Here is an 18910-nt window from a genome sequence, read left to right as displayed (position 1 = left end):
GGACTCGGAACGGGAATTGGCCGGGGCCGCGCGGAAAGACGAACGAGGCCCCGTGGTGGCGGGGCCTCGGACGGTTCTGGGCATCCGTCGGCTGCTACCCCGCGGGGCGGGGCATCAGCCGGTGGGTGGCGCAGAACGAGGTCATGGCACGAGGCTACGCGGCCGGCACCCGCAGGCGCACCGGCTTTTCGCTCCGCCCTGACGCCGCGTCAGCCCTCCGTCCCCTCGCCCGCGCCCAGCAGCGCCTCCGCCACCGGGGTGCGGTAGTACAGCACGGTGCGCCCGTCCCGGGCCCGGCGCAGCAGGCCCGCGCGGCGCAGCACCCCGAGGTGGTCGCCGACCGCGCCGGGGGCCATGCCCAGGGAGCGGGCCAGCTGGGTGGTGCCGGCCGGCTCGGCGAGGGCGGTGAGCAGCCGGGCGCGGGAGCGGCCGAGCAGCTCGGTGAGCGCGGCGGGGGAAGTCGGCTCGGCCGACTCCCAGAGCGCGGCGGTGCCCCGGGCCGGGTAGACGATCGCCTTCGGCCACGGGTCGTCGACGAACGCGGCGGTCCCCGGCTGGATCAGCACCGACGGCACCAGCAGCAAACCCTCGCCGGCCAGCCGCACCACCGTGCTGGTGGAGTTGTCGGGCAGCTCGATCCCGCCCTCGTGCCAGCGCACCCGGGAGTGCAGCCCGCCGAGCGCGGCGGCCCAGCCCCGGCGGCCGAGCAGCCCGGCCCGGTGCACCACGTCCCGTTCGCAGATCGCCCGCAGCTGCGGCCAGTCGGGGGCGAGCAGCGCGTGCCAGGCCAGGTCCAGCGCGGCCGCGACCCGCTCCACCACCCGGGGGCTCGCCAGCACCTCGGCCACGGCGGGGGAGGCGGCCGGTCGGACGGCCAGGCAGCGGGCGATGTCGGCCCGCGCGGTGGCAGGCGGCGTGGCCCGGGTGGCGGCCAGGTCGTCCGCCCAGGTCTGGGCGAGCCCGGCGGTCGGTGGCAGGGCGATGAAGTTGGCACCGAAGCTCGCGGTCTGCAGCGCCAGCACCGCCGCCAACTCGCTGTGCGCCAGCAGCCGTTCGAAGACCGGCCGGAGCCGGGCGGCCCAGTGCGCGGGCAGCGCGCGGTGCGGCGGGGTGCCGTTCAGCGCGTGCAGCAGGGAGCACAGCTCGAACGCGGGGGAGAGCGCGAACCGACTGTGCAGCAGGTCGTCGGTGCCCACCTCGAATCGCAGCATGGGCGCGAGCTTACGTCCCAGGACGAAAGAATCGCCCTGGCCGCGCCCGCCGGTGGACGCTGCCGGGCATGACGACGAGCACCGCGCACGCCACCTCGACCACCCGCCGGACCGGGTACCGCGAGGTGCTGGCCAACCCGGTCTTCCGGACGCTCTGGGTGACCGGCGCCCTCGCGGTGGCCGCCGACGGGCTGCGGATCACCACCTTCTCGATGCTGGTGTTCGCGAGCACCCACTCGCCGCTGCTGGGCGCGCTCGCCTTCGGCGTCGGCTTCGCGCCGCAGTTGCTCGGCTCCCTGCTGCTCGGCGCGCTCGCGGATCGGGGGCGCCCGCGCGCCCTCCTGATGACCGGTCACCTGCTCGCCGCCGCGGTCGCGCTGCTGATCGCGCTGCTCGCCCTGCCGGTCGCCCTCGCCCTGGCCCTGGTCGCCGCCGTCTGCGCGCTCACCCCCGTGTTCGGGGCCGCCGGCACCCGGCTGGTCGCGGCCGAACTCGACGGCGACGCCTACGTCCTGGGCCGCTCGCTGACCAACATGGCCAGCTCCGGGGCCCAACTGGTCGGCCTGGCCTGCGCGGGCGCGGTGGTCAGCCTGCTCGGGCCGCGCGGCGCACTGGCGCTCAGCGCGGCCGGCTACCTGGCCGCGGCGCTCACGGTGCGGCTGCGGCTGCCGGCCGCCGCGCCCGCACCGGCTCCCGCGCCCACCGCCACCGCCACCGGCGGCCGCCTGCTGAGCGGGAGTTGGCACGGCGCCAGGGCGCTGCTCGCCGACCGTCCGGTCCGGGTGGTGCTGCTGGCCCAGTGGCTGCCCTCGGGGTTCGCGGCCGGCGCCGAGGCGCTGGTCGTGCCCTACACCGGCCAGCGGGGCCTGCCGGTCGGGGTGGCCGCGCTGCTGCTCGGCGCGCTGCCGGTGGGCATGCTGCTCGGCGACCTGCTGGTCGGCCGGCTGCTGCGCCCGGCCACCCGGGAGCGGTCGGTGGCGGCGCTGACCGCGCTGCTCGGGCTGCCGCTGACGGCCTTCGCGCTGCGCCCCGGGGCGGTCACGGCGGCGCTGCTGCTCGGCGCCTCGGGGCTCGGCTTCGCCTACGGCCTCGGACTCCAGGCCCGCTTCCTGGCGGCACTGCCGACGGAGCGGCAGGGGCAGGGCTTCAGCCTGCTGTCGGCCGGCCTGATGACGGTTCAGGGCATCGGGCCGGTGCTGGCCGGCGCGGCCGCCCAAGGCAGCTCGGCGGCCGGGGCGATGAGCGGGGCGGGGCTGGCGGTGCTGCTCACCGCCGCCTGGCAGCGGCAGGCGCTCAAGGGGTCAACCAGTGCTCGACCGAAGAGCGGTTAGAATCGGCCCGCAGACCGAGCCAGGAGAGCCCCATGACCGAAGCAGAAGCAGCGGCGCCGGACGCACCGCAGCCGCCCGCCGACCCCCGCCCGCTGCCCGGCGAGCCGCTCTGCCTCGACCTGCTCAACACCCGCTGGCACGACGGCGGCAACCCGCGGGACCTGCTGGACTCCCTCGACGGCTTGGCGCTCTGGCTCCGGCTGAACGGCTTCGCCGAGCAGGTGCCCGCCGACCGGGCCGCGCTCGACGCGCTGCTCACCACCCGCGCCGCCATCGCCGGCCACCTCGCACAGCTGCGGGCGCAGTCGGCGCCCGAGGAGGGCCCGGGCGCGGAGCACCCCGACCTCGAAGCCGCCCGCCCCGACCTCGAAGCCGCCCGCGCCGAGCTGAACGCCGTCCTCGCGCACGGCGCCCTGCGCCGCACCCTCGCCGCCGACGGCCCCGCCGAGCGGGCCGAGGCGGACACCCCGGCCTGGCTCCCCGCCTGGCTGGCCGCCGCCGACTACCTGCGCCTGCTCACCGAGGCCCCCGACCGGATCCGCTCCTGCGCCCACCCGGACTGCGTGCTGCACTTCTACGACACCTCGAAGAACGGCACCCGCCGCTGGCACTCGATGGCCACCTGCGGCAACCGGGCCAAGGCCTCCCGCCACTACGCGCGCAGCAAGGCCTGACGCCCGCTGACGCCCGCTGACGCCGGATCAGGCACCCCCGGAAGCCTCCCCGGAGGCATTGACACGGACTGGTCCAGACCGGTTCAGTGGTCTAGTCCAAAAGGGGTGCGCACCGGCGGGGTCGCCCCCCGTCCCGCCTGCCCCGACGGACTCCCCCACAACGAGGCGTTCGAGGCAGGAGCATCCCCACATGCGCAGTCTCAGCAGAACCGGTTCCACCCGGCCCGCACCGCGGCGCAGTTCACGCCGCGCGGTGGCGGGCGCTACCGCCTGGACGGTCGCCGCCGGCCTGGTGGTCGGCGGCCTGGTCGGCCTGGCCCCCAGTGCGTCGGCCGGCGAGTTCCTCAGCAACGGCGGCTTCGAGAGCGGCAGCCTGAATCCCTGGAGCTGCGACGGCAGCACCGGAAGCGTGGTCACCGGCCATGCGCACAGCGGCACTTACGCCCTCGCGGGTGCGGCCACCGCCGCCGACGACGCGCAGTGCACCCAGACCGTGGCCGTCTCGCCCAACACCACCTACACGCTGAGCGCCTGGGTCAACGGCGCCTACGTCTACCTGGGCGTCAACGGCGGTACCAGCACCTGGAGTCCGAGTACCGGCGGCGCCTACCAGCAGCTCTCGGTCAGCTTCACCACCGCCGCGACCCAGACCAGCGCCACGGTCTTCGTGCACGGCTGGTACGGCCAGGGCACCTACTACGCGGACGACGTCTCGCTGTCCGGCCCGGGCGGCCCCTCGCCGACCGGTTCGCCGACCACCACGCCGCCGACCAGCGCCCCGCCCACCACCACCCCGCCGACCACGGCGCCCCCCACCACCGCCCCGCCGACCACGGCTCCCCCCACCACCGGCACGCCCACGCCCACCGGTTCGCCCACCCCCGGCGGCGGCCTGCCCGCCCACGCGCTGGTCGGCTACCTGCACGAGAGCTTCGCCAACGGCGCCGGCTACCTCAAGATGTCCGACGTGCCCGACTCCTGGGACGTCATCGACCTTTCCTTCGGCGAGCCCGACTCGGTGACCTCCGGGAACATCCACTTCACCCGCTGCGCGGTCGCCGACTGCCCCGGCATCGAGTCGGACGCCGACTTCAAGGCCGCGATCGCCGCCAAGCAGGCCAAGGGCAAGAAGGTGCTGCTCTCGATCGGCGGGGCCAACGGCGAGGTCCAGCTGACCACCACCGCGGCCCGCGACAACTTCGTCAACTCGGTCTCGGCGATCATCGACCAGTGGGGCCTGGACGGCCTGGACGTGGACTTCGAGAACCAGTCGCTCTCGCTGAACGCCGGTGACACCGACTTCAAGAACCCGACCACCCCGGTGATCGTCAACACCATCTCCGCGCTGCAGGAGCTGAAGGCCAAGTACGGCTCGAAGTTCGTGCTGACCATGGCGCCGGAGACGTTCTTCGTCCAACTCGGCTACCAGTACTACGGATCCGGCCCGTTCAACGGCCAGGACCCGCGCTCCGGCGCCTTCCTGCCGGTGATCTACGCGCTGCGCAACGACCTCACCCTGCTCACCGTCCAGGACTACAACTCCGGCTCCATTATGGGCCTGGACAACCAGTACCACTCGATGGGCGGCGCGGACTTCCACATCGCGATGACCGACATGCTGCTCTCCGGCTTCCCGGTCGCGGGCAACACCAACAACATGTTCCCGCCGCTGCTGCCCTCCCAGGTGGCGATCGGCATGCCGGCCAACACCTACGCCGGCAACGGGTACGTCGCGCCCGCCGCGGTGGACCAGGCCCTCGACTGCCTCACCAAGGGCAGCAACTGCGGTGGCTACACCCTGCACTCCGGCCCGCACCCGGACCTGCGCGGCCTGATGACCTGGTCGATCAACTGGGACAACTACAACGGGAACGAGTTCTCGAACAACTTCCACAGCTACTTCGGCTGATCCTTCCGCTGCGGAGTGCGGCGTGCCAGGGTGACGGCATGCCGCACTTCGCCTCCTACGACGACACCGGGCTCTGGTACGAACGGCTGGGCACCGGCGCCCCGTTGGTGGTGCTCCCCGGCGGGCCGGGCACCGACCTGCGCTACCTGGCCGGGCTCGGCGGCCTCGACCGGCACCGCGAACTGATCCCGCTGGACGGCCGGGCGAGCGGCCGCTCCGAGGTGCCGCACGACCGGGCGACCGTGGCGTTCACCGCCCAGGCCCGCGACGTCGAGGCGCTGCGCGAGCACCTGGGCCTGGAGCGGCTCGACCTGCTGGCGCACTCGGCCGGCTGCTTGACCGCCCAGGAGTACGCCGCCGCCCACCCGGGCCGGGTGCGCCGGGCCGTGCTGGTCACGCCGGTCGGGCGGGCCGGCCGCGAGCCGGACCCGGCCGAACTCGCCGACCTGCACGCCGCGCGCGCCGCCGAGCCCTGGTACCCGGCCGCCGCAGCGGCGCAACGACTGCTGACCGCAGGTGACTTGACGTTCCTCCAGCAGGGCATGCTGCAGGTCCGGACGCTGCCGTTCGCCTGGCACGAGTGGAACCAGCGGCACAAGGCCGAGCACGTGCCCGGCCACGCCACCCGACTGCCCTGGCTGCGCGCCGCGTTCTACGCCGACGCGGCCACCCCGGACACCCTGGCCGACCGCCTGGCCCGGCTGGCCGGCCCGCGGGTGCCCTACCTGGTGATCGCGGGCGCCTCCGACGGCATGATCGGCACCGCCCCCGCCCGCGCGGTGGCCGAACTGCACCCCGACGCGCGGCTGGAAGTCCTGGCCCGCTCCGGCCACCGCCCGTGGGTCGAGCAGCCGGCGGAGTTCGTGCAGTTGGTGACGGAGTTCCTCAACACACCTTGATCAGAACAGAGTTGCATTAGGGCCGGGGCGACCTGACGCCGTGCCGGGCCGTGTACTCCTCGGCCAGCCACGGGCCCAGCCGCTCCAGCAGCAGCTCCAGGGCGGCCGGGTCCGCCGTCCCGGCCGGGGCGATCCGCGCGACCGCGCGCATCTGCTCGGCGCGGTCCGGGTAGTAGTGGCCGAAGGCCTCGGCGGACTGCGCCAGGTCGCTGGTCCAGCCCTGCCAGCGCGGCATCACCAGGGTGAACCCGGTGCGCACCACCTTGCGGGCCGCGCCCCGGGTGAGCCTGCGCAGCGCCGCGGGGTCGCCGCCGGCCGCCGCGGCCCGCTCGCGCCAGCGCGGGAGCAGGTCGGCGAGGTCGCCGTTGGTCTCCCGGGCGAGCTCCGAGTCCAGTCGGTAACGGGGCAGCCGCTCGGCCAGGTCCGGGCCGAGCAGCGGGGTGCAGAGGCAGGCGACGAACCACCCCAGGTCGTACCGCTCCGCCTCGCTGAGCAGCCGCTCGACCCCGAAGAGCAGCACCCCGCCGCCGTCGATCTGCGGGAAGCCGGCGTCCAGCGAGGCGAGCAGCCGGTCGGCCGCCGCCCGGTCAGCCGCGGTGGGCTCCTGGCGCAGCGCCAGCAGCAGGTCCAGGTCGGAGCGGCCGGCCACGGCGGTGCCGCGCGGGATGCTGCCGTACAGGTAGGCGCTGTGCAGCGCGTCGCCGAAGGCCTCGGTGACGCCCGCCCGCACTGCCGCCACCACCGGCGCGAACTCCTCGGGCACCCGCTCCAGCGCGCCCTCACGGAGCATCAGACCGTCCTGGTCGAGTCCGGTTCCCCTGCTCATCAGCCACCCCCGCGATCGTTCCTGGCGGCATCGTGCCGGTCGGCATCGCCGCAGGTCAACCGAGATCCACCGTGGGTTCCCAGGGCCCCTGCTCGGGGCGTGCCTCGGCCGGGCCCGGCCAGGCGGGCACGGTGGCGCCCAGCACCACCAGCGGCTCCCCGGCGTCGGCGTCGGCGCGGAACTGGAAGGCCGTGCCGAGCGGGATGCTCGCCGTCAGCCCGGGCCGCAGCGGCGTCAGCTGCTCCACGCCGTCCTGACGGCGCCACAGCTGCCCGCTCCCGGAGAGCACGTGCCACAGCTCGCGCACCGTCCGGTGCGAGACCGCCGCGGCGACCTCGCCCGGGGCCAGCTCGAAGCGCGCCATGCTCACCACCGCGGGCAGCTCGCCCAGCTGCCGCACCAGGGAGCCGTCCGGCGCCCGGACCACCGGTGCGTCGGCGAGCGGCCGGCTGTCCGGACGGGGCTCGGGCCCGGCGCCGGTCACCGGTGGCCGCCCGCCGGGGTCCAGGCCCGCGCGGCGGCGATCCGGCGCGCGGTGCTCGGGTGGGTGGCGAAGAGCAGCTCCAGCAGCCGGGGCGGATCGACGTCGGCGACGTTGGTCAGCGCGAGCCGGCGCTGCATCGCGACGAACTGCTCCGGATCCCCCGTCAGGTCGAGCGCGTGCCGATCGGCGCGGGCCTCGATCCGGCGGCTCACCGCCGCCTGCGCCGGCCCGCCCAGCGCGCCGAGCACCGCGGCGCAGGCCGCCAGCAGCGGCAGCGAGCGCGGATCGGAGACGCTCGCCACCCCGGCGGCCGAGAGCAGCGGGTGGAGCGAGAGCAGCAGGCCCAGCACGGCCACCGCGACCGCCGAGCCGAGGGCCGCCGCCGCCGTGCCGCGCGGCACGTCCCGGTGCTTCACGTGCCCCAGCTCGTGCGCCACCACCAGCTCCACCTCGCGCGGCGTGGCCGTGCTGAGCAGGGTGTCGTAGGCGACGATCCGGCGGGTCGCGCCGAAGCCCGAGACGTAGGCGTTCAGCGCGGTGGTCCGGCGCGAGGCGTCGGCCACCAGGACGTCGCGCACCGCCACGGCGTCCCGCTCGGCGAGCGCCAGCAGGGCGGTGCGCAGCTCGCCCGCTGCCATCGGGGTGAAGCGGTTGAACAGCGGCTCGACCACCAGCGGGAACAGGAAGGACATCAGCACGGTGAGCACCGCGGCGGCGCCGGCCGCGGGCAGCCACCACCAGTGCCGGGACCAGCCGGTCAGCGCGTAGACGCCCAGCGCGGCGGGCAGCGCGAGCACCAGGGTGAGCAGCAGGCCGCGCAGCAGGTCCACCAGCCAGCCGGCCCAGCCCTGGGTGACCAGGCCGAACCGGGTCCGCACCACCCGGACCCGCGCGTTGAACGGCAGTCCGAGCAACTGGCCGAGCAGCACCAGGGCCGTGGTGCCGGCCAGCACCCGGGCCGTCCAGGAGCCGCCGAGCAGGTCGCCGCTCCCGCGCACCAGGGCCGCCCCGGCCGGGGTGAGGCCGAGCACCAGCGAGAGCGCCAGCCCCGCCAGCCGCCCGCCGAGCACCCACGGCACCTGCGCCTGCCGCAGCGCCCTGCCGCGGGCCAGCTGCTCGGCCGTGAAGTCGTCCTGGTCCGCCATCGCGCCGCCCCTCTCGCACTCCGCCGACCCCACACGCTAGGGCATCGGGCCGCCCGGCGGGGTGCTGCCTCAGGCCGCGCGGCGGTGGCGCTCCGGCAGGCGCTCCACCGCGACCATCGCCGCGTCGTCGCCGAGCCGCCCGCCGGCGTGGGCGAGCAGGTCGTGCCGCAGGTGGTGCAGCAGGGCGGCGGGACGTTCGGTGGCCCAGCCGCGGATCCGGTCGGTGAGCGGGTAGAAGGTGCGGGCGGCGTCCCGGGCCTCGATCACGCCGTCGGTGTAGAGCAGCAGGCGGTCCTCGGGGGCGAAGGAGAAGTAGTCCGGGTGGTACTGCGTCTCCAGCAGGTTGCCCAGCCCGAGCGGCGGGGCCGGCCGGCTGGCCTCCAGGCTGAGCACCCGGCCGTGGTGCAGCAGCAGCGGCGGCGGGTGGCCGCAGTTGATGATCTGGATCCGTGACCCGTCGTCGGGGATGTCCAGGATCACCGCGGTGATGAAGGACTCGGCCGCGTCCGGGCCGGCCGGTCCCACGTCGTCCTCCTCGTCGTCCGGCGGGCCGCAGCTGTCGGCGGCGGCCAGGTCCCAGCTGACGCTGCCGTCCAGGTAGGCGGCGAGCTCGGGCAGCGAGGCCTGGAGGTGGGCGGCGGCCCGGAAGGCGCCGAGCAGCAGCGCCGCCTCGCCGAGCGAGGTCAGCCCCTTGCCCCGGACGTCGCCGACGATCAGCCGGGTGCCGTCCCTGGTCCGGGAGGCGGCGTAGAGGTCGCCGCCGATCTGCGCCTCGGCCTCGGCGGCCAGGTAGACCGAGGCGATCCGCAGCGAGCCGATCCGGGTGGGCAGCGGGCGCAGCAGCACCTGCTGCGCGGCCTCGGCGACCGAGCGTACCTGCACCAACTCCCGGTCGCGCCGGTCGCGCAACGCGCAGAAGCCGACCACCAGCGCGGAGACCAGGATCAGCGCGGCGATCTGGCTGCGGTGGTTGGAGGTGCTCAGGCCGTCCCGCATGATGCCGATCACGGTCAGCGCGGCCACCGCGAGCACGCTCACCAGCGCGGTCAGCCGGGCGCCGGCGAAGGAGGCGGTGAGCGCGGGGGCCACCACGAGCAGCGGGCCGAGGTGGATGTTCGAGGGGGAGAGGATGTCCACCACCGTGATCACCACGATCAGGCCGAGCGGCAGGGTGACCAGGGCGCGGCCGGGTTGCCGCGGCCGGGGGCCGGGGGCGGATCGCTGGTGGGCTGGCACGCTTCCTCTCTACACCCCGCCAGCCCCCGGCGCACCGTGAGTTCACCGGCCCCGTCCGGGGCTCAGCCGGGCGTGCGCCGGGTCCAGTCCCCGGAGGCGATCGGCGCCGGGTGCGCGCGCAGCCGCGCGGCCGCCGCCGGGCCGGCCAGGTAGACCCAGGCGGGCTCGTCGGCGCCGCCGACCCGGACGGTCAACCGCTCGCGCAGGTAGAGCCCGGTGCCGTCGGCCCGGCAGCCCTCCAGCTCGTCCAGTTCCGCCAGCACCTGCCGGTAGGCGGCCGGCCGGACCGTGATCAGGTCGCCGATCACCCGCCGCCCCGGCTCGGGCAGCACGAACGGGTAGCCGGGCCCGTCGTGCAGGGCCAGGCCGTCCAGCACGGCGGGCCGGATCAGCGCGCAGCGCCCGGCCAGGAAGGTCTGGTGGTTGCGCAGCCCCGGGCGGAGCGTGCCGTAGGCGAAGAACGGCAGCGGGTCGGTCACGGCGGGCGTCTCCTTTCGTACGGGAGCGGGCTCGGTGCTGGCGAGAGCCTCTCGAACACCGATACCCACTGGCGTGCGCGGTCTCCGATGCGCTCTCATGTCTCCCGATCGGACAGTAGCGAACCAAGGAGATACCCATGACATCGGTCGGGGACAGACAAGCAGCGGCAGCGCTGGCGGCCCCCACCCGGATCTCTGGCACGGTCTGGGCCGCGCTGGCCGTGGTGTACGTGGTGTGGGGCTCGACCTACCTGGCCATCCGGGTCGTGGTGGAGAGCATGCCGGCGCTGCTGTCCGGCGCCATCCGGTTCCTGCTCGCGGGGGCGCTGCTGCTCGGCTGGGTGGTGGTGCGCAACGGGCCGGCGGCGGTGCGGGTGACCTGGCGTCAGCTGGCCTCGGCCGGCACGGTCGGGGTGCTGCTGCTGGTCGGCGGGAACGGGCTGCTGGTGATCGCCGAGGGCACCGTGCCGTCCGGGCTGGCCGCGCTGCTGGTCGCCGTGGTGCCGCTCTGGGTGGTGCTGCTGCGGGCCGTCTCGGGGGAGCGGCAGGGCCTGGCCCGGGTCGGGGGCGTGCTGCTCGGCCTGGTCGGCCTGGCGGTGCTCTCGCTGCCCGGGCTGTTCAACGGTTCAGGGGCAGGCAGCATCGGGCTCGGCGGCGTGGTGCTGGTGATGATCGGCGCGCTCAGCTGGGCGGTCGGCTCCTTCGTCGGCACCAAGCTGCCCCGGATCGAGAACGCGATGGCGGCCAGCGCCTACCAGATGCTGATCGGCGGCCTCGGCTGCCTGGTGGTGGCGCTGGCCCGGCGCGAGCAGCAGCACTTCCACCTCACGGAGGTGACCACCCGCTCCTGGCTGGCGCTGCTCTACCTGGTGCTGGTCGGCTCGCTGGTGGGCTTCACCGCCTACTCCTGGCTGCTGCAGAACGCGCCGCTCGGGCTGGTCGCCACCTACGCCTACGTCAACCCGGTGGTGGCCGTCTTCCTGGGCTGGCTGGTGCTGGCCGAGCGGCTGGCCACCTCCGAACTGGTGGGCGGGCTGATCGTGGTGGCCGCCGTCTGCGTGGTGGTGAGCACGGAGCGCCGGGCCCGGGCGCGGTAGCGCCGCGACGGCGCTGCGCCGGGCCCGGGCCGGTCGTACGGTGGACCGGGGGTGAGCGAAGGGAGCACGAAGATGCCTGGATCCGTCACCATCGGCCACCACCTGGAGAACCCGGCCATGGTCGAGCACGCCGACGCCGAGCGGCTGGCGGTGCTGCTCGACGAGCTCGGCCACCTGCTGGCCGTGCAGGGCCCGACCCGGCTGAGCGACGAGCAGGCGAGCGCGCTGCTCGGCGGTGCGGACGAAGGGCGCACCGAGCTGGCGCACTGGTGCCGCGGCCTGTCGGCGCGGCTGCACGACCGGCTCTGACCGACCTGCCCTGACCGAGCTGCTCCGACCGACCGGCTTCGACCCGCTGGAGGGCGCCGGCACCCCGCCCGGGGTGCCGGCGCCCTCCGCTGTCCGGCGGAGCGTCAAGGCCCGGGCCGCGCACGGATCTTGACAGTGCCTCGCGGACCGTGAGTACATGCCAACCGTGCTGATACCCTCCCTGATCCGCCGCTCCCGCCGCGCGCTGACCGCGCTGGCGCTGGCCGCGGCCACCGTGCTGATCGTGCCCGCCGCCGCCACCGCGGCCCCCGCCGGCGCCACCGCCCCGACCGCGAACCGGGTGGAGACGAACTACGGCAACCCGGTCACCGCGCTGCCGCCGATCAGCCGCCCGTCCGGCAAGCACTGCACGGTCACGGCCATGCAGCACGACTTCGCCAACAGCTACGGCCAGCCGTTCACCGGCACCCTCACCCCGCCCTCCGACTGCCCCGGGCCGTGGTCCAAGGTGGTGCTGGACTGGAACGGCAGCGTGGCCGGCCGTCAGTACGACCGGCTGGCCGGGGTCTGGATCGGCGGCGCCGAGGTGCTGCGCACCAGCACGCCCGAGCCGGACCCGGCCGGGATCAGCTGGCACGTCGACCAGGACCTGACCCCGTTCGTCCCGCTGCTGCGCACCGCGCAGCCGGTGGTGGTGGACCTCGGGAACGTCGTCAACTCGACCTACACCGGCACCTACCACATGACCATGACGGTCACCTACTACCAGGCCGACCGGGACAACCCGCCGGCCGCCACCGCCGACCAGGTGCTGCCGGTCTCGCAGTCGACCACCGCCGCGGGTTGGTGGACGCTGAACAAGGGTCAGACCGCGACCGCCTCGCTGACCTTCCCGCGCAACCTGACCGGCCTGCGGATGCAGGTCTACGCCCGGGGCGGCGGCTGCGAGGAGTTCTGGTACTCCAACGTGCCGGACGACTTCGCGGCGGCCCACCCGGACTGGGGCCTGTGCGGCGGCGGCACCTACCGCGAGGTGCAGGTGCTGGTGGACGGGCGGCTCGCGGGCACCGTGCAGCCGTTCCCGGCGATCTACACCGGTGGGATCAGCCCGCTGATGTGGCGGCCGATCCCCAGCATCGACGCCTTCCGCACCCAGCCCTACGACGTGGACCTCACCCCGTTCGCGGGCACCCTGACCGACGGGCGCCCGCACACCGTCACCCTGGTGCCGCCGGCCGGGATCAGCGACTCCTGGACGCTGGACGGGAACCTGTTCCTCACCACCGACCCGCTGCGCGCGCAGACCACCGGCGCCGTCACCACCGACACCATCGCCGCTGCGCCGCAGTCGGCCACCACCGAGGCGGCCCAGCCGGACGGCAGCGAGCTGATCACCGTGACCGCCGGGCGGGACTGGACGGTGTCCGGGTACGTGGACACCTCGCGCGGGCGGATCACCACCCGGATCGACCACCACGGTGAGTACCGCAACACCGACACCCTCTCCGACCAGGGGCAGCAGCAGGTGACCAGCCAGCGGGACAGCGGCTGGACCGTGGTCTCCACCGGTGACGGGCACGGCCGCCCGGACCAGCGCCGCAGCACCTGGTCCTACCCGCTGGACGTGACCAGCACCTACGTGCCCGGCACCGGCAGCGACAGCTTCACCGCGACCGGCAAGGTCTCGGTGGCCCGGGAGCTGACCGACCAGGCCCGGCACGGCCAGGGCGCGTGGAAGCAGCAGGACCGCACCGACGACCGGCTGCAGGCCCAGGGGGTGTTGCAGCGTCAGAACGGCACGGAGCTGCAGGCCGACGGCAGCTCGCACGAGCGCTACCTGGGCAGCACGGCGGACGGCGGGTGCTACGAGCACGAACTCGCCTCCGACCACGGCTACCTGACGCTGGACCGGGTCTCGGACTCCGCCGGCGGGGGTGGCTGCCGCTGAGTGCGCGCGGTCGGGAGTTGTCCAGCCGCCGGGCCGGACGACTCCCGACCGGCGTTCGTCAAGACCGCGTGAAGGGCTGGAGCGGATGCCGTCGGGACGGCTCTGACCAGCCCTTTGTCGCTGCGTCAGGGCGGGATTGGGCAGGTGTTCGGTGCGGGTGAGATCTCCGTCACACCCGGCGGTCTTGTCGGGATTTGTCTGACCTGCCGCAATCCGTCGCTGACCTGCGGAAATGACCTTGAGGTCAGCTTCATGATGGATGATCATCCAACTTCGTCCACGAAGTTGATCTTGTCCTCCGATGGGTTCTGCGCTTCACTCGTGCGGGTGCCAGCGGCGAGGGGGGTGCGGCCGGCTGGAACAGGACGCCGCGTCGGCTGGTGACGGTCTCGCGGTGCAACCGGTTGGCGAGACAGAGAGCACCTTTGCGCATGACGATCGCGAGTCGGAAGCCCCCGTCGGCCGGTCGCCCCGACCGCGTGCCCGCCCGCAGACTCCGCAGATCCCCGCTCCTCGGCAGACCCCTCGTCCTGCTCCCCGGCCTGGCCACGCTGACCGGCTGCTCCGCCCAGTCCGGCGCCACCGAGGCCGTCGGCGGTGCGGTCGCCGTGGTGCTGATCGGCGCCACCGCCGTGGTGGTCCGCCGGGTCACCGCCCGCCCGCTGGAGCGGGCCCGCGCCCGCGCCGACCGCAACCTCTCCCAACTCCTCGACGAACGCGCCGGACTGGTCGCCGAACGCGACCGGCTGGCGGCCGACCGGGACGCCCAGCAGAGCGGCCGGCAGCAGCTGGCACGGGACTTCGAGGAACTCCGGCGCCTGCACCACGAGCTCACCGCCGCACACGGCACGGCCGTCGAGCGGATGGCCGAACTCGGCGCCGAGCGCGAGCAGCTGGCCGCCGAACGCGACCTGCTGACCGCCGAGCGGGACGAACTGGCCAAGGAGCGCGACGAACTCCAGGGCAGCGTGGACGCCACCTTCGTCAACCTGGCGATGCGCACCCTGACCCTGGTCGAGCGCCAACTGGTGCTGATCGAGGCGCTGGAGGGCCGGGAGGCCGACGCCGCGCAGCTGGACAGCCTGTTCCGGCTCGACCACCTGGCCACCCGGATGCGCCGCAACAGCGAGAACATGCTGCTGCTGGCCGGCCTGGAGAACAGCCAGCGCAGCCGCAAGACCGTCACCCTGCTGGACGTCGCGCGCGCGGCCGTCTCCGAGATCGAGCGCTACGAGCGGGTCAAGCTCGGCTTCCTGGCCGCCGTCCGGCTCACCGGTGCGGTCGCCGACGACACCAGCCACCTGCTCGCCGAACTGCTGGAGAACGCCACCGCCTTCTCGCCGCCGCAGGAGCAGGTCGAGGTGGGCGGCTGGCTGCTGGACAACGGCGAGCTGATGATCTCGGTCAGCGACCGGGGCATCGGGCTGCCGCCCGAGCGGATGCGGGCGATCAACGAGCAGCTGGCCGAGCCGACCCCCGAGGACCGCGCGGAGCGGCGGGACGCGCTGCTTGCCGGGGCGCTGACCGGGCGGAGCATGGGCCTGTTCGTGGTGGCCCGGCTGGCGGCCCGGCACGGGCTGCGGGTGCAGCTGCGGGAGAACGGGCGGGGCGGCGGGGTCACCGCGATGGTGGTGCTGCCGCGCGAGGCGCTGCACCAGGACGGGGTGAGCAGCGCGGACCTGGACGACCAGCGGCGGGCCGAGCGGTCGGTGGCGGCGGACGCGGCGCGGGCGGCGGCGGTGGCCGCCGAGTCGCTGCCCGCGGCGCCGGTGGTACCCGTGGTGCCTGTGCAGGCGGCGGCGGAACCTCCCGCGCTGCCGCGTCGGCGAGGCGCGCACGCGGCGGGGGCAGGGGTGGGCGACGGTGCGGCCGTCGAGCCGGGTGCGGTCGAACCCGCCGTCGCTGAGGTCGAGGTCGTCGAGTCCGCCGCCGCCGAGCCGCCTCCCCTTCCGCGCCGGCGGGCCGCGCACGCGGCGCCGCAACAGCCGGTCCAGCCGCCGGTGTTCGACGACCCGCCGACCCAGCAGCTGATGCTCCGTCAACTCCGGGACGGGCTTGCCGAGTCCGTCGCGGCGGACCGCACCGCCGAGCCGGCGCAGCCCGAGACCGGGCCCGAGGCCGAGGCTGACAGCGCAGAGGCACCCGAGCTGCCCCGGCGGGTCCCGCGCGGCGCCGGCCTGCCGGGCACCGGGGAGGCGCCGACCTCCGGCCTGCGCCGCGCCACCGCGCCCGCGCCCGCACCTGCTGCGGCGGCCGGCACGCCGGACGGCCGGGCGCCGGGCGAGCCGGACGCCGCCGTCGAGCAGGGCGCCGCCGCCGCGCCGGTCGCCCCGCCGAGCGGGTCGGCCCGGGTCGACGCCGAAGAGCTGCGCCGCCGACTCGGCGGCTTCCAGAGCGGGCTGCGCCGAGCGGCCCGCGAGACCGCCGCCGCCGAGCGCCCCGACCCCGAGGAGCAGGACCGATGAGCGACGCCGACTACCAGCTGGCTCCCGCCCAACCCCGGGTCAGTCAGGCCGCGATGAACGTCCGCTGGCTGCTGGGCGAGTTCCTCGGCCAGGTGCCCGGCGTCAGCGAGGCGGTGGTGGTCTCCTCCGACGGGCTGCTGCTCGCCGACTCCGAGCAGGGCCGCCAGGCCGAGCAACTCTCGGCCATCGTCTCGGCGTTGACCAGCCTGGCCGGCGGCATCGCGCGGGCCATCGAGTTCGGCGGGGTCAAGCAGACCATGGTCACCATGGACGAGGGCCACCTGGTCGTGATGGCCATCAGCGACGGCTCCTGCCTCGGCGTCTACGCCCGACTGACCTGCGACCTGGGCGTGTTGGCCTACCAGATGTCGCTGCTGGTCGAGCGGGCCGGCCATGCGCTGACCCCGCAGGTGCGCAGCGAGCTGCGCGCGATGGCGGTGCGATGAGTCCGGCCGAGGACGCCCCGGATCCGGTGGAGCAGAGCACCCAGTACCCCCAGGAGGTGGGAAGCATGTCCGGCACCGCCCACAGCGGTACCACAGCGAGCGGCGTCGGGCCCGGCGCCGGGCATGCCGTGCGGACCGACAGCGTCCGTCCGGGCAAGGGCCGTTCGTCCCGGGTCCGCCCCTACGCGATCACCCGCGGCCGCACCAGGTTCGGCCGGGTGCTGCTGGTCGAGACCCTGGTCTCGGCGCTCAACCGCCCCGCCGACCCGGCCGACCGCAGCCTGCCGGAGCTGGGCGCCATCTGCGAGGTGACGCGGGGTCAGATGCGTTCGATCGCGGAGATCTCGGCGCTGCTGCAGATCCCGCTGGGCGTGGTGAAGGTGCTGGTGAGCGACCTGGCCGAGCAGGGCCGGGTGCGGGTGCACGGCGAGGACGCCGCCGACCCGCTGGACGACGAGGGCGTGCTGCCGGGCAAGCGCGTCCTGCTGGAGAGGGTGCTGGGTGGACTTCGCAAGCTCTGACCCGTTCGCCGACCGGGGCGACGGTCCGTCAGCCGGTTCGCTGCCGCCCGTCGCACCGCCCGGGGTGCCGCTGGTCCCCGGCGGCGCCACCTCCACCAAGATCGTGGTGGCCGGCGGCTTCGGGGTCGGCAAGACCACCTTCGTGCGCTCGGTCTCCGAGATCCCGCCGCTCACCACCGAGGCGGTGATGACCGAGGCCAGCGTCGGGGTGGACGACACCGCCGCCGTGCCCGGCAAGACCTCCACCACCGTGGCGATGGACTTCGGCCGGATCACCCTGGAGTCCGACCTGGTGCTCTACCTGTTCGGCACGCCCGGGCAGGGCCGGTTCTGGTTCATGTGGGACGACCTGGTGCGCGGCGCGGTCGGCGCCGTGGTGCTCGTCGACACCCGCCGACTGGCCGACTCCTTCCCGGCGTTGGACTACTTCGAGGGCAGCGGGCTGCCGTTCGTGGTCGCCGTCAACCAGTTCGACGGCGCGCCCGTCTACACCGCCGAGGCGGTGCGCGACTCGCTCGCCGTGCCGGACCGGGTGCCGGTGCTGCTCTGCGACGCCCGGCAGCGGTCCTCCACCGTCGAAGTGCTCACCCGACTGGTGCTGCACGCACTGGCCGAGGAGCCGGTCGCGGCCCGCTGAGCGCCCGACCTCCACGCCCACTAGGTACGACTAGCTACGACTCGCTACGACTCGCAAGAAGGCAGGGAGCTTTGCGCAAGATACTGATCGTCGGCGCCGGGCAGGCCGGGCTCCAGCTGGCGCTGGGCCTGCAGGCCAACGGCTACGACGTCACGGTGATGACCAACCGCACCGCCGACGAGGTCCGGGACGGCCGGGTGCTCTCCACCCAGTGCATGTTCAGCACCTCGCTGGGCCTTGAGCGCGAACTGGGCCTGAACTTCTGGGAGGAGGCCGCCCCCAGGGTCGAGGGCGTGGGAGTCTCGGTGGCCGGGCCCGACTCCCAGAGGGTGATCGACTGGGTCGGTCAACTCGACGGCTACGCCCAGTCGGTGGACCAGCGGATCAAGATGTCCGGCTGGCTGGAGACCTTCGCCCAGCGCGGCGGCAAGGTCGTGGTGCACGGCGTCGCCGTCTCCGACCTGGACTACTTCTCCCGCACCTACGACCTGGTGCTGGTCGCGGCCGGCAAGGGCGAGCTGGTCTCGATGTTCGGCCGGGACGACTCCCGCTCGCCGTACAGCGCCCCGCAGCGCGCGCTCGCCGTCAGCTACGTGCACGGCCTCGGCCCGCGCCCGGAGCACGACTTCAAGGCGGTGCGCTGCAACCTGGTCCCCGGGGTCGGCGAGCTGTTCATGATCCCGGCGCTGACCGGCAGCGGTGCCTGCGACATCATCTTCTGGGAGGGCATCCCCGGCGGTCCGCTGGACGCCTTCGGCGACGTCAAGGACCCGGCCGAGCACCTGCGGCTCACCCTGGAGCTGATGCGGACCTTCACGCCCTGGGAGTACGAGCGCACCCTCGGCGGCGTCGAGCTGACCGACGGCGGCGCCACCCTGGCCGGCCGGTACGCGCCGGTGGTGCGCAACCCGATCGGCGAACTCCCCAGCGGCGGGCTGGTGCTGGGCGTGGCCGACGTGGTGGTCGCCAACGACCCGATCACCGGCCAGGGTTCCAACAACGCGGCCCGGTGCGCCGCGATCTACCTGGACGCGATCCTGGCGCACGGCGACCTGCCGTTCGACCGCGACTTCATGCAGGGTGCCTTCGACCGCTACTGGGCCGCCGCCGCGCCGGTCACCAAGTGGACCAACGCGATGCTGGCCCCGCCGCCGGAGCACGTGCTCAACCTGATCGGCGCCGCCGGCCAACTCCCGCAGGTGGCGCACCGGTTCGCCAACGGCTTCGACAACCCGGCGGACTTCGAGAACTGGTTCTTCGAGCCGGAGAAGGCCGCCGCCTACCTGGCCTCGCTGGGCTGAGCCGACCCGGTCGCCGCACGGTGCCCGCACC

General features: G+C 74.6%; 18 protein-coding genes. 12 read left to right on the top strand and 6 right to left on the bottom strand.

The window, feature by feature from the left end:
• Nucleotides 1-209: 209 nt before the first annotated feature.
• Nucleotides 210-1211 (bottom strand): helix-turn-helix domain-containing protein, encoded by a 1002-nt coding sequence (locus FHX73_RS02660; protein ID WP_145903075.1) that lies wholly within the window; start codon nt 1209-1211, stop codon nt 210-212.
• Nucleotides 1212-1279: 68 nt separating this feature from the next.
• Here FHX73_RS02660 and FHX73_RS02655 point away from each other — a divergent pair, with 68 nt between their 5' ends.
• From FHX73_RS02655 to FHX73_RS02640, 4 genes are all read left to right on the top strand, one after another.
• Entirely contained in the window at nt 1280-2542 is a 1263-nt protein-coding gene (locus tag FHX73_RS02655; protein WP_145903074.1) for an MFS transporter, read from the top strand.
• A gap of 32 nt (nt 2543-2574) precedes the next feature.
• Nucleotides 2575-3216: a CGNR zinc finger domain-containing protein gene (locus tag FHX73_RS02650; protein WP_145903073.1), complete on the top strand. Its 642-nt coding sequence runs from the start codon at nt 2575-2577 to the stop codon at nt 3214-3216.
• A gap of 190 nt (nt 3217-3406) precedes the next feature.
• On the top strand, nt 3407-5125 hold the full coding sequence (locus FHX73_RS02645; protein ID WP_145903072.1) for a chitinase: 1719 nt from the start codon (nt 3407-3409) through the stop codon (nt 5123-5125).
• 38 nt (nt 5126-5163) lie between these two features.
• Nucleotides 5164-6024 (top strand): alpha/beta fold hydrolase, encoded by an 861-nt coding sequence (locus FHX73_RS02640; RefSeq protein ID WP_145903071.1) that lies wholly within the window; start codon nt 5164-5166, stop codon nt 6022-6024.
• A gap of 16 nt (nt 6025-6040) precedes the next feature.
• Here FHX73_RS02640 and FHX73_RS02635 read toward each other — a convergent pair whose 3' ends face one another.
• The 5 genes from FHX73_RS02635 to FHX73_RS02615 all read right to left on the bottom strand — a co-directional run bounded on the left by FHX73_RS02635 (nt 6041) and on the right by FHX73_RS02615 (nt 10194).
• Nucleotides 6041-6850 (bottom strand): nucleotidyltransferase, encoded by an 810-nt coding sequence (locus FHX73_RS02635; RefSeq protein ID WP_145903070.1) that lies wholly within the window; start codon nt 6848-6850, stop codon nt 6041-6043.
• 55 nt (nt 6851-6905) lie between these two features.
• Entirely contained in the window at nt 6906-7334 is a 429-nt protein-coding gene (locus FHX73_RS02630) for a cupin domain-containing protein (protein WP_145903069.1), read from the bottom strand.
• A complete protein-coding gene (locus tag FHX73_RS02625) occupies nt 7331-8479 on the bottom strand; it encodes a M48 family metalloprotease (RefSeq protein ID WP_145903068.1) in 1149 nt (382 codons plus the stop codon). The genes FHX73_RS02630 and FHX73_RS02625 overlap by 4 nt, the downstream gene beginning before the upstream one ends.
• A 69-nt stretch (nt 8480-8548) precedes the next feature.
• A complete protein-coding gene (locus FHX73_RS02620; protein WP_145903067.1) occupies nt 8549-9715 on the bottom strand; it encodes a PP2C family protein-serine/threonine phosphatase in 1167 nt (388 codons plus the stop codon).
• Between the two features lie 62 nt (nt 9716-9777).
• Nucleotides 9778-10194, bottom strand: coding sequence for a gamma-glutamylcyclotransferase family protein (locus tag FHX73_RS02615; protein WP_246213314.1), 417 nt, complete (start codon nt 10192-10194; stop codon nt 9778-9780).
• Between the two features lie 137 nt (nt 10195-10331).
• Between FHX73_RS02615 and FHX73_RS02610 the strand changes: the two genes are divergently transcribed.
• The 8 genes from FHX73_RS02610 to FHX73_RS02575 all read left to right on the top strand — a co-directional run bounded on the left by FHX73_RS02610 (nt 10332) and on the right by FHX73_RS02575 (nt 18879).
• The gene (locus FHX73_RS02610) at nt 10332-11291 is read left to right on the top strand and encodes an EamA family transporter (RefSeq protein ID WP_145903065.1); all 960 of its coding nucleotides are present in this window, start codon (nt 10332-10334) and stop codon (nt 11289-11291) included.
• 72 nt (nt 11292-11363) lie between these two features.
• Nucleotides 11364-11600: a hypothetical protein gene (locus FHX73_RS02605; RefSeq protein ID WP_145903064.1), complete on the top strand. Its 237-nt coding sequence runs from the start codon at nt 11364-11366 to the stop codon at nt 11598-11600.
• 157 nt (nt 11601-11757) lie between these two features.
• Nucleotides 11758-13509 carry a peptide-N4-asparagine amidase gene (locus tag FHX73_RS02600; RefSeq protein WP_145903063.1) on the top strand — a complete coding sequence of 584 codons (1752 nt, stop codon included), beginning with the start codon at nt 11758-11760 and terminating at the stop codon, nt 13507-13509.
• 431 nt (nt 13510-13940) lie between these two features.
• Nucleotides 13941-15974, top strand: coding sequence for an ATP-binding protein (locus FHX73_RS02595; protein WP_145903062.1), 2034 nt, complete (start codon nt 13941-13943; stop codon nt 15972-15974).
• Nucleotides 15971-16420 (top strand): roadblock/LC7 domain-containing protein, encoded by a 450-nt coding sequence (locus tag FHX73_RS02590; RefSeq protein ID WP_145903061.1) that lies wholly within the window; start codon nt 15971-15973, stop codon nt 16418-16420. The genes FHX73_RS02595 and FHX73_RS02590 overlap by 4 nt, the downstream gene beginning before the upstream one ends.
• Before the next feature lie 65 nt (nt 16421-16485).
• Entirely contained in the window at nt 16486-16941 is a 456-nt protein-coding gene (locus FHX73_RS02585; protein ID WP_145908016.1) for a DUF742 domain-containing protein, read from the top strand.
• A 40-nt stretch (nt 16942-16981) separates the two neighbouring features.
• Entirely contained in the window at nt 16982-17578 is a 597-nt protein-coding gene (locus tag FHX73_RS02580; RefSeq protein ID WP_246213760.1) for a GTP-binding protein, read from the top strand.
• A 71-nt stretch (nt 17579-17649) separates the two neighbouring features.
• Nucleotides 17650-18879, top strand: coding sequence for a styrene monooxygenase/indole monooxygenase family protein (locus tag FHX73_RS02575; protein WP_145903059.1), 1230 nt, complete (start codon nt 17650-17652; stop codon nt 18877-18879).
• Nucleotides 18880-18910 lie beyond the last annotated feature (31 nt).

It is taken from the genome of Kitasatospora viridis (genome assembly GCF_007829815.1).
GTDB classification, from domain to species: domain Bacteria; phylum Actinomycetota; class Actinomycetes; order Streptomycetales; family Streptomycetaceae; genus Kitasatospora; species Kitasatospora viridis.
This window is presented reverse-complemented; position numbering and strand designations above follow the sequence as displayed.

Coding starts and splice junctions, on each gene's coding strand:
- FHX73_RS02660 (WP_145903075.1), bottom strand. CDS start 1,211: ATGCTGCGATTCGAGGTGGGCACCGACGACCTGCTGCACAGTCGGTTC.
- FHX73_RS02655 (WP_145903074.1), top strand. CDS start 1,280: ATGACGACGAGCACCGCGCACGCCACCTCGACCACCCGCCGGACCGGG.
- FHX73_RS02650 (WP_145903073.1), top strand. CDS start 2,575: ATGACCGAAGCAGAAGCAGCGGCGCCGGACGCACCGCAGCCGCCCGCC.
- FHX73_RS02645 (WP_145903072.1), top strand. CDS start 3,407: ATGCGCAGTCTCAGCAGAACCGGTTCCACCCGGCCCGCACCGCGGCGC.
- FHX73_RS02640 (WP_145903071.1), top strand. CDS start 5,164: ATGCCGCACTTCGCCTCCTACGACGACACCGGGCTCTGGTACGAACGG.
- FHX73_RS02635 (WP_145903070.1), bottom strand. CDS start 6,850: ATGAGCAGGGGAACCGGACTCGACCAGGACGGTCTGATGCTCCGTGAG.
- FHX73_RS02625 (WP_145903068.1), bottom strand. CDS start 8,479: ATGGCGGACCAGGACGACTTCACGGCCGAGCAGCTGGCCCGCGGCAGG.
- FHX73_RS02610 (WP_145903065.1), top strand. CDS start 10,332: ATGACATCGGTCGGGGACAGACAAGCAGCGGCAGCGCTGGCGGCCCCC.
- FHX73_RS02605 (WP_145903064.1), top strand. CDS start 11,364: ATGCCTGGATCCGTCACCATCGGCCACCACCTGGAGAACCCGGCCATG.
- FHX73_RS02600 (WP_145903063.1), top strand. CDS start 11,758: ATGCCAACCGTGCTGATACCCTCCCTGATCCGCCGCTCCCGCCGCGCG.
- FHX73_RS02595 (WP_145903062.1), top strand. CDS start 13,941: ATGACGATCGCGAGTCGGAAGCCCCCGTCGGCCGGTCGCCCCGACCGC.
- FHX73_RS02590 (WP_145903061.1), top strand. CDS start 15,971: ATGAGCGACGCCGACTACCAGCTGGCTCCCGCCCAACCCCGGGTCAGT.
- FHX73_RS02585 (WP_145908016.1), top strand. CDS start 16,486: ATGTCCGGCACCGCCCACAGCGGTACCACAGCGAGCGGCGTCGGGCCC.